Consider the following 12,244-nt stretch of genomic DNA (forward strand, 5'->3'; position numbering starts at 1 on the left):
TTAACGCCTTGATTTTATAATGAGAACGACTGTGATGCGGTGGGGTCGTTAATAACGCTGCCCACTTCTCAAACACCAGTTGCGGCCGTCTGAAAAAGTTTCAGACGGCCTCTTCAGTCGTCAAAGACAGCCGGTTAAGCCAAAGCTTCCTTAATGATGTCTTTTACTGTCGTTGCGTTATTAGGGACAACACGGACATGTTGCGGCAGGTTTTCCAAGCCTTCCAATGCAGCCGGGCGGGGGATAGTAACTTCGCCGACAGCCTCATGGATGGTGGCTTCAAATTTGGCAGCCAATGCGGTTTCGAGGCAGACGATGGTTTCGCCGGCTTCGCGTACTTCACGCGCTACTTTGATGCCATCGGCTGTATGCGGATCAATCAATTCACGGTCTTGTTCGTAAACCTGTTTGATGGTGGCAAGGCGGTTGGCATGGGTCGATTTGCCGGAAACAAAGCCATATTGTTGATGGACTTTGTTTAAGACAAATTCCAAATTGAAACCTTTGCCGGAGCTTACTTCAGCCCATAAGGTTTTGATTTCGTCTGCATCGCGGTCCATCAGGTCAAACACAAAACGCTCGAAGTTGGAGGCTTTGGAAATGTCCATAGACGGGCTGGAAGTAACGTGAGTGTGTTCGCTGTTGCGCGGGCGGTATGCGCCGGTTTTGAAAAATTCGTCCAATACGTCGTTTTCATTGGTGGCAACAATCAAGCGGTGGATAGGCAGACCCATTTGGCGTGCGATATGGCCGGCGCAGACATTGCCGAAGTTGCCGCTTGGTACGCAGAAGCTGACTTTTTCATCATTGCTCGAAGTGGTATTGAAATAACCGGCAAAGTAATACACGACTTGAGCGACGATACGGCCCCAGTTGATCGAGTTGACTGTGCCGATGTGGTATTTGGCTTTGAACTCGGCATCATTTTGTACGGCTTTGACGATGTCTTGGCAGTCGTCAAACATGCCTTCAACAGCGATGTTGTGGATGTTGGCATCTTGCAGGCTGAACATTTGCGCACGTTGGAATGCGCTCATTTTGCCTTCCGGAGACAGCATGAAGACATTGACGCCTTTTTTACCGCGCAGGGCATATTCGGCGGCAGATCCGGTATCGCCGCTGGTAGCGCCCAAGATATTGAGTTCTTTGCCTTCTTTGTTCAATACATATTCAAACGCATTGCCCAAGAATTGCATGGCCATGTCTTTGAATGCCAAAGTAGGACCATTGGACAGGGCTTGGATTTTGATGCCGTCTGAAAGTGTGCGTACTGGAGTAATGGCTTTGGTGCCGAATACTTCTTCGGTGTAGGTGCGGTTGATGATGTCGCGTAAATCATTAGCAGGGATGTCGGTGGCAAACAGGCTCATGACTTCAAACGCCAGCTCAGGATAGCTGAGTGTGCGCCATTGGTCTAAGGTAGCACGGTCGATTTGAGGGTATTGCTCAGGCAGCATCAAACCGCCGTCAGGAGCCAAACCCATCAATAAAACTTCGCTGAATTGCTTGCGTGCGGTTGCACCGCGGGTGCTGATGTATTTCATGATTTCTTCTCTATAAAAACAAAAATATTGCTGGTCAAAACAGGAAACCCGCCTGAGGACCATCCCGCAAACCGCCCTATCCCGACCTTAATCCACTATAAACTTTCAGACAACCTTGATACACAGAGGTCGTCTGAAAAACATTATCTATACAAACGCTTGAAACAAGCATTGACGGTTTTCATCGTTACCGACGCAATCGCCCGATCACGCGAAGAAGGATTCAAAACATCCATCAACTCTTGCGCGGACACCTGATTCGGCGCCTCCTCGCTCGCGCAGCCGCAGATTTTATCTTCCCACTCGCGCTGCTTGTCTGCGCTCATCGTCAGCGCGATCAAACGCCACTCATTGCGCTTGTTCAATTCCGAACGGCATTGATGATCGACCGCCATTTTCACCACGCTGCCGCCGATACCCGTACCGCCGCCTAAACCGCCGAACGCCGAGTCAGAATCATAAGCGCAACCGCCCAACAACGCCGCTACAGAGGCAACGGCAACAATCTTTTTCATATTCATAGCCATCCTTTGCCGCAAGGTCGTCTGAAACGCCCCGCAAAGTCTTTAAACAAACGCGTATTATACCGTAAGCGGTGTGAGACGGGGGGATTAGAGAGAGTGAGGTATAATTCAACATTTATTCAAAAATAAGGCATTTCTAGACATGAATCATTTTAAGAAGAGCAAACAAAAGCTGCTTAGGATATTACTGCTCTCTGAGCCAAATGAATCGGGTTTACGATCATGGCTGACCACTGTCATTAGCCTATTAAGCAAATCAATTCCATCCCTAGCTGCACTTGGATTGATACTGGGAAGTATTTTGACTTATCGCTATTTAATTTTTATCGGGTATTCTAGTATTTTTCCAGAGACAATAGCTTCTGCATCCAGCTTAACGACTATCATATTTGTTTTTGCTTTGATTCTCTTAATCTTTGCTGTCCCATTTCTATCCCCATACACATTTATATTTATTTCCAAAGATTTTCAAGCACAAGGGATTAAAGTTAAGAACTTATTCCCATCTCTACTTGCTTCGACTTTAAGCTTTCCAATATTAGTAATATATTTACTTCTTTCTGATTATGAAAAGATAAACATACCACTAGAACCAATAATTGGATTATGCTTCTTATTTACAATAATTTCACCATATTTTATCTACATTATACAGGATAAAGTCAATTTTCTACCCAAAATAATATACCGTATTAATTATAATAAAATATTTACAGCCTTAATTTGCGATAAAAATAATAAAGAATTAAGTTTTGATAAAATCATTACAACTATTCTTTATACATTATATTCAATATATTTATTAATTATATGGCTTATTGCCCTAATTCCGTTAATATTTTTTCTCATTATTTATCAAAGTATTAAAAATTATAATATATTTCTATCATTTTTTAGATTATTACCAACATTAGCCTTATCATTCTTGATATACTGCTCAATTTTTATCTATTCAATATTCTTAATAGTTTTTGCATTAAACTGGCTTCTAGATAGTTATATTAAATATATTTTTCTATCTTTTTTATATTTTTTATATTCCTTAACGTTCGTGCAGTAGCTGATGAGGCATATTCAAAAAATAACAAGAATAAAAATAGTTATATTCTTCCAATTATGCTCGCAATAAGCTCATTCTTTTTAATGTCAGTTTTTTCAAATAATTTTTCAACACATATGCTTCATCCTGTTCGATTTGTGGAAATTCCTAAAAACTCTTCATGGTATTTATTACATAATAACTTTCAACAAAACAATGGCTTCCAAGAAATCAATGGCATTAACAAAAATGACTTGGTTAAATTAAAACAAAAATTCAAATGTCCCATACTTTCAGAAAATGAAAAATTAAAAAAAGATATTAATTGTTCTCCGAAACCTGAACAACGCAACAATGCCTTATACGGCTACATGGCTTGGAACTTAGGTGACACTAAGGTCTTCTGCCCACCGACTGCTGAAAACAACAAAGGAAAAGAGGAAGCTGCGAAATTAGCTGAGGAATGTATCGTCATCAGCGGGAAATCACTACAAATTTTGAATGAAAATTATATTGATATTACGCCCAAAGAGCGTTAATCCCCCTTTCAGACGACCTGCTATAATCCACGTCGTCTGAAACCTCTCTTTCACGGAAACCGCCATGTCCGACCTTTTCACCCGCCAACCCGATGCGCCGCTTGCCGAACGCCTGCGTCCGCATTCTTTAGACGATGTCATTGGGCAACATCATTTGATCGGCGAAGGCAAACCTTTGCGCGTGGCGGTCGAGGGTGGAAAGCCGCATTCTATGTTGCTGTGGGGGCCTCCGGGTGTAGGCAAAACCACGTTGGCGCGGATTTTGGCGCAGAGTTTCAATGCCCAGTTTCTGCCTGTTTCCGCCGTATTTTCCGGCGTGAAAGACATACGCGAGGCAATAGAAAAAGCTGAAATTGCCTTGCAACAAGGGCGCGCGACGATTTTGTTTGTTGACGAGGTACACCGCTTCAACAAAGCGCAGCAGGACGCATTTTTGCCTTATGTCGAAAGTGGCTTGTTAACCTTTATCGGCGCCACCACGGAAAACCCGTCATTTGAAGTCAATCCGGCATTGCTCAGCAGAGCGCAGGTGTATGTTTTGCAATCCTTGTCTTCAGACGACCTGAAAAAGTTGATTGCTAAAGTATTGGCTTTGCCCGAATACCAAGATTTTACGATTGAAGCGGATGCGCAAGAATTGCTTGTGAATACCGCCGATGGTGATGCGCGCAGATTGTTGAATTTGATCGAACAGCTTTTACGCGCTGCCGATACACGCCGTCTGAAAACCTTAACCGCCGAATTTCTGGCAGACAGTTTGGGTGCGCAAATCCGCCGTTTTGATAAGGGTGGCGAGAGTTTCTACAACCAAATCTCCGCGTTGCACAAATCTGTGCGCGGTTCGCATCCTAATGCGGCATTGTATTGGTTCTGCCGTATGCTCGACGGTGGTACCGATCCGCGTTATCTCGCCCGCCGCATTGTCCGTATGGCATGGGAAGACATCGGCTTGGCCGATCCGCGTGCCTTAACGATTGCCAATGATGCCGCCGCTACTTATGAGCGCTTAGGCTCGCCAGAAGGGGAACTCGCTTTGGCTCAAGCCGTGTTGTACCTTGCTGCCGCCGCGAAATCTAATGCAGGCTATAAGGCATACAACCAAATGCGCCGTTTCGTCAAAGAAAATGCCAGCGACGAAGTGCCTGTCCACCTACGCAATGCGCCGACCAAGTTGATGAAAGAGTTGGGTTACGGACGTGAATACCGCTATGCCCACGACGAGCCGAATGCCTACGCTGCCGGTGAGAGCTATATGCCCGATGGCTTGGACGAACCCGATTTCTACCAACCCGTCCCGCGTGGATTGGAAATCAAAATTGGCGAAAAGCTGAAATGGCTGAAATCCTTGGATGAAGATGCGCTGGATGATTAAAACAGTAAATGAACATAATACAAATCTAAGATCAAATTGAGTTTTTCAGACGGCCTTTGCTGTTTGAATATTTTTAACCTATACCATACACACAAATTTTCATGAATATTTTTGAAGCCTTACTATTATTGTGCCTGCTGATTGTTATTAGTGCGTTTGTGTCCTGTTCCGAACTCGCGCTTGCTTCGGCACGCAAAATCAAATTGCAGGTTATGGCGAAAGATGGCGGCGATACGCGTGCGCTTGACGTAATCAATATGCAGCAGCAGCCGGGCAGTTTTATTACCGTTGTCCAAATCGGTTTGAACGCCGTCGCCATTCTTGCCGGTATCGTCGGCGAGGCGGCAATACGTCCGTATTTTGGCAAGCTGTTGGAGAATGTAGGCAGTTGGGGTAGCACAGTTGCCTCTTTGCTGACTTTCTCGCTGGTTACAGGCAGCTTTATTTTAATTGCCGACCTGATGCCCAAGCGCATGGCAATGACCCATCCCGAAGCGGTGGCGGTACGCATTGTGCGTCCGATGATGTTTCTGATTTTTATCTTAAAGCCCCTTGTCTGGGTTTTTGACGGATTGGCAAACGCAATATTCAAACTCTTCAAAATCTCAACCGTCCGTCAGGAGCAGCTGACCTCGGAAGATATTTATGCCGTCGTTGATGCCGGTGCGCAGGCTGGTGTATTGAAAGAACAAGAACACTATCTGATTGAAAACATTTTCGATATGCAGGAGCGTACGGTCACTTCCACCATGAGTACGCGCGAATATATCGCCTATTTTGATAAACACGACGACAGCGATACCGTGTTGGAAATGATGTCGGAAAAACCGCACAATAAATTCCTCGTATGCGACGGCGACTTGGAACGCGTTATCGGCTATATCGAATCGCATACGCTGCTAACCTTGTTTTTAAAAGAGAAAGACGTCCGCCTGACCGACAAGCGTGTGTTGCGCAAAGCCTTGTTTATTCCCGACACGCTGTCGCTTTATGATGTATTGGAGACCTTCAAAACTTCCGGTGAAGACTTTGCCGTAGTGGTGAACGAATACGCACTGGTGGTTGGGGTAGTAACACTGAAAGACGTGATGAGCATTGTGATGGGCGAGCTGGTTAATACCGAAGAAGAGCCGCAAATCATCCGCCGTACCGAAGATACATGGTTGGTGGACGGTGCCACGCCGCTTACCGATGTCATGCGCGCGCTGGATATTGAAGAGTTTCCCAATTCGGAAAATTATGAAACCATCGCCGGCTTTATGATGTATTCCCTGCGCAAAATCCCGAAGCGTACGGATTTTCTGGTTTATGCCGGTTATAAGTTTGAAATCATCGATACTGAAAATTTGAAAATCGACCAACTTTTGGTTTCCAAACAAGGAAATATGGTGGGGAAAATATAATAGGCTTTAAAGGAATATTTGTAGTATCAGATGAAAACGGGCCATCTTGAAATAAGTTGCTTATGATTTATGTCTTTTCTTAAGTTGTATAAAAGGCCGTCTGAAAATCAAATAATCAAAAAAGAAAACCGGATTTCCATCAACTGGAAATCCGGTTTGTTTTATTTTCAACTTAGAACGTCAGCCTTACACCGGCGCGGACGGAGCGGCCCGGCAATGGTGCGATATATTTGAGCATGGAGTTTTGCGGTCTTGCGGTACGGTTGGCAAGGTTGCGTGCATCTTTATTTTATGCCTCTTGTTTATAAAACTGACCTGTTCTTTCAAAAATAGCTATACTATGTGCTGCCAACGATTTTCACATGTCATGCTTGGCGTGATGGAAGCTATCGCCATTGACTTGGCTTCCAATGATACATTAGTTAGCATTAGAGCAAGCTACAGGCAGTAAAGGAGGCCGTCTGAAATTTCAGACGGCCTTTTTATGAAACCAAAAATTGCTAGAGTCAAGACAGAGGTCTTTATTCGCAATTTAAGCCTTTTGTTTTTTCGGCGAATGTATCCATGGCAATTTGGCACATGTGTTCACGTTGGCCTACGTCGGCGGCAGGCAGGATTTGGCGCAGGTATTTTGTGTTGTCGCGTTGGAACGATGCTTTATCGCCTGCTTTTTGATAACACGCATCTGCACGGGTAAAGTATTGCTGGCAGATTTTCGGCAACTCTTCAAAGGATAAAGGTTTGCTTTTGTGCATGCCGTGCGCGGAGACGGATAGGGAGGAAAGAGTACACAGTGCAATGATTAAGGTTTTTGAAATGGTTTTCATGGTAAGCCTGTTTATTGAAGTTGGTTAAATTAATTGTTCGCCCCAATGCAGCTTTTGACGCAGGGTCTTGAAGTATTGGTAATCGGTTGGATGAAGGACGCGCAAGGGGTTATGATAGCGGCGGATGATGATGCGGTCGAAGTTTTGCACGTCGATATGGGATTGTCCGTCAAAGTGTGCGCGTGCGTCGCCGCTTTTGGTGATGAGGATTTCAATCACGCTGGTGTCGGGGATGGCAATCGGACGGTTGGTCATGGATTGCGGACAGATAGGCACAAGTGTGAAGGCGTGCAAACCGGCCTGCATGATGGGGCCGCCGGCGGCAAGCGCGTAGGCGGTCGAACCTGTCGGCGTGGAAATAATCAGGCCGTCTGAGCGTTGGGTATAGACAAATTCTTGATTGATAAATACTTCAAATTCAATCATTTGGCCTGCGCCGCCACGAGACAGTACGGTGTCGTTGAGGGCGAGGGCGCGTTCGATGGTTTCGCCGTCACGAATGATGCTGGCTTCGATGAGGATGCGCTCTTCGGGCAGATATTTGCCTTCCAATACGGGGCGGATGCCCTCAACCATGGTGTCGCGTGAGATTTGGGTAAGAAAGCCCAAGTGGCCTTGATTGATGCCGATAATGGGGACGGCGCGGGGGGCGACTTCGCGGGCGGCGGAGAGGAAGGTACCGTCGCCACCGAGTACAACGACGAGGTCGCAATATTTGCCCAGCTGGGCTTTGTTTACGATTTCGCAGTAGGCGGAATCTTGGATATAGACGCAGTGTTCTTCTACGCTCAATTCATCCAGATAGATGGTAAAGCCGTTTTCGCGCAGAAAAGAAACCAATGTGTGGACGGTATCTTGAATTTCGGGCGTATTAGGACGTGTAACGATACCGATGTTTTTAAATGGGCTTTTCATGGTAGTAGGCCGTCTGAAATTAAGTGTCTAATCTATCCAGATATCGCGCTCGAGCCGGTCGAGGCGTTCGTTTAGGCGGGCAACATCGTCACGCAGTTTGTCCACTTCTTCCAACCATGCAGCAAGTGTGGCTTGGTCGATAACAGGGGACTCGGGTTCGCGTGAAAAGTCGCTGATTTGCTCGGCAATGCTTTTGCCGATTTTTTTCATGGTGTGGCCGATGTCGCCGGCGCGCGAGCTGATGCTTTCTGCGGCCACATGACCGAATACACGTGCCAAATCGTCGCTTGGATAATAGCGCAGTCCACCTAAAATAGGAAGGACGGACATGCCCAAGACCAAGTCGCCTTCGAGGCTGATGTCGCCCACGCCGGGCTGGCCGCCTTGGAGGATTTTTTGGATGGCGCTGTTGTGGAATGTGATGTTGGTGTCGGCGGTTTCGTTTGTGGTTTCAAGAAAACCTTGTTCGCTGATGCGTCCGGTCAGTCGGAAACCGGTCAGGCTGATGCAGATGATGCTGCCTGCAAATTCAGACAGCTCACGCTGTTGCTCTGGATTTTGCTGTATCAGGTGGTTGATAAGGGGAAATAGGGCGGACATGGTTTACTCTAAATGCCGTCTGAAACGGATGAATGGGTTGAGTCGCAATTTTACAGGCTTAGCCCGTCTGCGCAAACGGTATTTACAATTTTGCCGTTGCTTTTGTCATCAATGATGAAATCAGGAGCCGGTAGGCCGAGTTTGGCCGCTTCGGCAGTATAAAATTCGGCCCGGCTTGGGTGGCGGGGTTCGACAATATTGCGGATATGCTTGCCGTCAGCTTGGCAGGCCGTCTGAAAAAGGACTTGGACGGCCAAGTCTTTATGAAGAATATTAACAGGTTGATTGCCGCCTTGAATGCGTGTTTTTTGAACCAGCTTGGTAACAGGATGACGGTCGGCAGAATAAAGTCCGCCCAGTCGCAGTATGTCGATATGGGGGACGGCGCTTTCAAACAAAGCTTGCTCGACTGCGAGGATTTGACGGGCGGATTCGGTTTGCGGATCGGGAGACGTGGTTTCATCGCATATGCGTGCTTGGTCGCCATACATGCTGGTGCTGCTGGTAAAGATGATGTGTTGTACCTTAGATTGCTCGGCAAGTTGAATCCATTTTTTCAGGGTATCGGCGTAATGGTTTAATGACGAAGGCGGAAGCAGGCAAAACCATGTCGGCTTGTTGATATGGTTTTGCCACAATGCCGAACTGTGAAAAATATCGTCTTGATTCAAATCGATGATGTCGAGTTCAATCGGCAGATTGATGTCGTCGGAAGTCAGGGTGCGTTTGATGGCGGCTACCTGACTGCCTTGTTCATAACATTTTTGCGCCAGCGGCAGGCCGAGATAGCCTAAGCCGAGAATAGAAATATCGGGGAGGTGCATAAATAAAGCATCCGAAAATTAACAGGCCGTCTGAAAATAGCTTTAACTTAGTTAAAGCCACGTTTTCAGACGGCCTTTGTATGGAAGAATTAATGGTTGCTGCCGATTTTTTGGTCGAATTCGGCACGGTGTTCCGGCAGGAGGTAAGGGCGCAACAGGCTGAGTGTGCGGCTGATGCCCCGTACTTTGGAATCTTCGGTCAACTTGGCGCGGCCGCGCAGGGAGCTGTCGAAGTCGAACCAGTATTTTGTCACCATCCACATATTGACGGCAAGGTCGTTCATGGCGGTTTGGTCTGCGCTGATGATGTTCAGACCGTTGAGCTGGGTCAGCAGGTTGACCAACAGCGGGGAAACTTTGGCTTGGGTAAAGGTATTGTGTTCGCCCAATAATTCGGCACTGCGGGCAAGCAGGGTGTTCACATCGCTGAAGAGGAAACGATATTCCCACATCACATCATAAATACCGGCCATGTAGTTGATGGAGTCTTCAACATTAGACGGCAACACGGCTTCGTTAAGGTAGGCAAGCAGGGCATCGCTGTAACGTTTGAACAATTGGACGATGATTTCGTCTTTGTTGCGGAAATGGTAGTAGAGATTGCCCGGGCTGATGCCTAAGTGGGCGGCAATATGGTTGGTGCTGATATTGCGCTCGCCTTCTTCGTTGAACAAGGCGAGGCTGGCATTGATGATTCGTGTGTAAGTGTTGACTTTAGCAATGCGCGGCATGGGATACACTCCTTTGTTTTATAGGCTGTATGAAGTAGGCAGCCAGTTGGGTTCTGCGTGTAATTCTACCTGAAATTGAGTAAATACTGTATTACAAACATATTGTGCCAGCTGGTGGACATCTTGCGCGGATGCATTGTTTTTATTCACCAAAACCAAAGCCTGTCTGTCATGCACTGCCGCACCGCCAATCTGATGGCCTTTCAGACGGCATTGGTCAATCAGCCAGCCGGCTGCGAGTTTGACCGAACCGTCAGGCTGCGGATAGCGTGGCATATTGGGGTATTGTTGCAACAAATCGGCCGCTTTTTCAGCGCAGACAACAGGGTTTTTAAAGAAACTCCCAACATTACCAAGTACGTTAGGATTAGGCAGTTTACTGTTGCGGATTGCACACACTGCATCGGAAACATCTTTGGCCGTTGCCTCACGGCCTTGGCTTAGTTCGGCAACCGCTGCCGCCAAATCGCCATAGCCCAAGTTCGGCACAAAATGCTCTTTCAACGCAAAGACAACCGAAACAATCACATAACGGCCTTTGCCTTCCTGTTTGAACAGGCTTTCACGATAGGCAAAGTCACAGTCGGCATTGGAAAGCTCGACAAAGGTGTCCGTATCCAAATCAAAGCAGCGTACGCTATGGATAACATCTTTCGCTTCAACACCATATGCACCGATATTTTGTACCGGAGACGCGCCGACTGTGCCCGGAATCAGGCTGAGGTTTTCCAGCCCGCTTAAACCCAGTTCAACCGTATGCAAAACAAAATCATGCCAAATTTCCCCGGCCTGAGCTTCGATATAAACCAGGCCGTCTGAACGCTCAATTTCGCGTATTCCCTTGTTTTCCATATGAACAACCAGACCGGCGTAGTCCTCCATCAAAAGGATATTGCTGCCGCCGCCGAGCCATAACACAGTATCTTGGTTGAACTCAGGCAGCCGGACGATGTCGCGCAACTCGTCGGCATGTTTGAGCGCGATAAAGGCTTGGGCTTTGGCTTTCAGGCCGAAAGTGTTGTAAGGGGTAAGGTCGGTTTGGTATTGGATGGGTTGCATGATGATTTGTGATTTTATGGATTCAGGTCGTCTGAAAACTTACTATTTAACAATTACGATAGGTAATGGGGTTTTGGGGGGCTTTATAGTTTTCTTGGGAAGAATAGGTCAGCTTGTCCACGATTTCTTGATAAATGTCGGACTCTTTTGGCAACGGCTTGCCTTCAAACATCCAGCGACCTTGAATAATATCGTCGGCAGAAATCCATCTTTCGATTTCATACACTGCCAATGTCCAGCCGCGATAGACTGCAACTGCATATTTTGCTTTTTCACGTCGGCTTCCGATTTTCCAATATTTCCGTGTGCGCTCATAAATTTCCTTATGCCTATCGGCTTCAGGAATATTCCCTGATCTGATGTCTTTTTTCAGTTTCTCGTATTCGTTATTAATCGTAATTAAAACAATAGGTTTATCAGTTTTCAATTCTTGCGCATCATATTTTCGTTTTAATTCGGACAAGCTCATCAATCCTACTTCAGAAGAATGCGTGCCGCCTTGAATATTAGTCAGCGGCTGCTGGCTCGGCTTGACTAGGGAGAGTAGGTCTATTGCCATTGCTTCATATTCAAAAGCCTGTTTGTCTGTTTGGATGTTGTGCCGCAGAATGTAATACACGGGCTGGTTTCCGCTTTTATGTATTTCCCTAATCAAAGCAATTTTATCACTTGGCGTTTCTGTTTCTTGTAATGAACCTAGGGCATGATGGAAAACGCGATTGCCCACGCCTTTACCTACATAGAAAATATTGCCGTCTCTAGGGTCAATCAAGCAATAAATATAGTAAGCAAGTTTTTCTATAATGGAAGTTGAAAACATTTTTTTTTCTTAAAAGTGAATAAGCCGTAAATGAAATATCAATGGAG

General features: G+C 46.3%; 12 protein-coding genes. 3 read left to right on the plus strand and 9 right to left on the minus strand.

Annotation, left to right across the window (positions count from 1 at the left end; all coding sequences use genetic code 11):
- Nucleotides 1-134: 134 nt before the first annotated feature.
- Nucleotides 135-1,544 carry a threonine synthase gene (gene thrC, locus FAH66_RS03100; RefSeq protein WP_137040650.1) on the minus strand — a complete coding sequence of 470 codons (1,410 nt, stop codon included), beginning with the start codon at nucleotides 1,542-1,544 and terminating at the stop codon, nucleotides 135-137.
- Between the two features lie 143 nt (nucleotides 1,545-1,687).
- Nucleotides 1,688-2,059, minus strand: coding sequence for a hypothetical protein (locus FAH66_RS03105; RefSeq protein WP_208648083.1), 372 nt, complete (start codon nucleotides 2,057-2,059; stop codon nucleotides 1,688-1,690).
- A gap of 1,152 nt (nucleotides 2,060-3,211) precedes the next feature.
- Between FAH66_RS03105 and FAH66_RS03110 the strand changes: the two genes are divergently transcribed.
- The 3 genes from FAH66_RS03110 (at nucleotide 3,212) to paeA (ending at nucleotide 6,421) form a co-directional block, all read left to right on the plus strand.
- Complete coding sequence (locus FAH66_RS03110; protein ID WP_137040652.1) at nucleotides 3,212-3,646, plus strand: hypothetical protein; 435 nt, start codon at nucleotides 3,212-3,214, stop codon at nucleotides 3,644-3,646.
- A 64-nt stretch (nucleotides 3,647-3,710) separates the two neighbouring features.
- On the plus strand, nucleotides 3,711-5,018 hold the full coding sequence (locus FAH66_RS03115) for a replication-associated recombination protein A (RefSeq protein ID WP_137040653.1): 1,308 nt from the start codon (nucleotides 3,711-3,713) through the stop codon (nucleotides 5,016-5,018).
- Between the two features lie 101 nt (nucleotides 5,019-5,119).
- A complete protein-coding gene (paeA, locus tag FAH66_RS03120) occupies nucleotides 5,120-6,421 on the plus strand; it encodes a polyamine export protein PaeA (protein ID WP_137040654.1) in 1,302 nt (433 codons plus the stop codon).
- A 521-nt stretch (nucleotides 6,422-6,942) separates the two neighbouring features.
- Here the strand turns inward: paeA and FAH66_RS03125 are convergent.
- From FAH66_RS03125 to FAH66_RS03155, 7 genes are all read right to left on the minus strand, one after another.
- Nucleotides 6,943-7,248, minus strand: a complete 306-nt coding sequence (locus FAH66_RS03125; protein WP_137040655.1) for a hypothetical protein — start codon at nucleotides 7,246-7,248, stop codon at nucleotides 6,943-6,945.
- Nucleotides 7,249-7,272: 24 nt separating this feature from the next.
- A complete protein-coding gene (locus FAH66_RS03130) occupies nucleotides 7,273-8,163 on the minus strand; it encodes an NAD(+) kinase (protein ID WP_137040656.1) in 891 nt (296 codons plus the stop codon).
- 27 nt (nucleotides 8,164-8,190) lie between these two features.
- Nucleotides 8,191-8,763: a ubiquinone biosynthesis accessory factor UbiJ gene (locus tag FAH66_RS03135; RefSeq protein WP_137040657.1), complete on the minus strand. Its 573-nt coding sequence runs from the start codon at nucleotides 8,761-8,763 to the stop codon at nucleotides 8,191-8,193.
- Between the two features lie 50 nt (nucleotides 8,764-8,813).
- Nucleotides 8,814-9,587: a Rossmann-fold NAD(P)-binding domain-containing protein gene (locus tag FAH66_RS03140; RefSeq protein ID WP_137040658.1), complete on the minus strand. Its 774-nt coding sequence runs from the start codon at nucleotides 9,585-9,587 to the stop codon at nucleotides 8,814-8,816.
- A gap of 89 nt (nucleotides 9,588-9,676) precedes the next feature.
- Nucleotides 9,677-10,318 carry a TetR/AcrR family transcriptional regulator gene (locus FAH66_RS03145; protein ID WP_070585653.1) on the minus strand — a complete coding sequence of 214 codons (642 nt, stop codon included), beginning with the start codon at nucleotides 10,316-10,318 and terminating at the stop codon, nucleotides 9,677-9,679.
- A gap of 18 nt (nucleotides 10,319-10,336) precedes the next feature.
- Complete coding sequence (gene murB, locus FAH66_RS03150) at nucleotides 10,337-11,377, minus strand: UDP-N-acetylmuramate dehydrogenase (protein WP_137040659.1); 1,041 nt, start codon at nucleotides 11,375-11,377, stop codon at nucleotides 10,337-10,339.
- A gap of 46 nt (nucleotides 11,378-11,423) precedes the next feature.
- Entirely contained in the window at nucleotides 11,424-12,197 is a 774-nt protein-coding gene (locus FAH66_RS03155; protein WP_137040660.1) for an LEM-3-like GIY-YIG domain-containing protein, read from the minus strand.
- Between the last annotated feature and the right edge of the window lie 47 nt (nucleotides 12,198-12,244).

It is taken from the genome of Neisseria subflava (genome assembly GCF_005221305.1).
Taxonomy (GTDB): Bacteria; Pseudomonadota; Gammaproteobacteria; order Burkholderiales; family Neisseriaceae; genus Neisseria; species Neisseria subflava.

Bases quoted from the DNA above. Each gene is read 5' to 3' on its own strand.
- thrC (WP_137040650.1), bottom strand. From the start codon at position 1,544: ATGAAATACATCAGCACCCGCGGTGCAACCGCACGCAAGCAATTCAGC.
- FAH66_RS03105 (WP_208648083.1), bottom strand. From the start codon at position 2,059: ATGAAAAAGATTGTTGCCGTTGCCTCTGTAGCGGCGTTGTTGGGCGGT.
- FAH66_RS03110 (WP_137040652.1), top strand. From the start codon at position 3,212: ATGTCAGTTTTTTCAAATAATTTTTCAACACATATGCTTCATCCTGTT.
- FAH66_RS03115 (WP_137040653.1), top strand. From the start codon at position 3,711: ATGTCCGACCTTTTCACCCGCCAACCCGATGCGCCGCTTGCCGAACGC.
- paeA (WP_137040654.1), top strand. From the start codon at position 5,120: ATGAATATTTTTGAAGCCTTACTATTATTGTGCCTGCTGATTGTTATT.
- FAH66_RS03125 (WP_137040655.1), bottom strand. From the start codon at position 7,248: ATGAAAACCATTTCAAAAACCTTAATCATTGCACTGTGTACTCTTTCC.
- FAH66_RS03130 (WP_137040656.1), bottom strand. From the start codon at position 8,163: ATGAAAAGCCCATTTAAAAACATCGGTATCGTTACACGTCCTAATACG.
- FAH66_RS03135 (WP_137040657.1), bottom strand. From the start codon at position 8,763: ATGTCCGCCCTATTTCCCCTTATCAACCACCTGATACAGCAAAATCCA.
- FAH66_RS03140 (WP_137040658.1), bottom strand. From the start codon at position 9,587: ATGCACCTCCCCGATATTTCTATTCTCGGCTTAGGCTATCTCGGCCTG.
- FAH66_RS03145 (WP_070585653.1), bottom strand. From the start codon at position 10,318: ATGCCGCGCATTGCTAAAGTCAACACTTACACACGAATCATCAATGCC.
- murB (WP_137040659.1), bottom strand. From the start codon at position 11,377: ATGCAACCCATCCAATACCAAACCGACCTTACCCCTTACAACACTTTC.
- FAH66_RS03155 (WP_137040660.1), bottom strand. From the start codon at position 12,197: ATGTTTTCAACTTCCATTATAGAAAAACTTGCTTACTATATTTATTGC.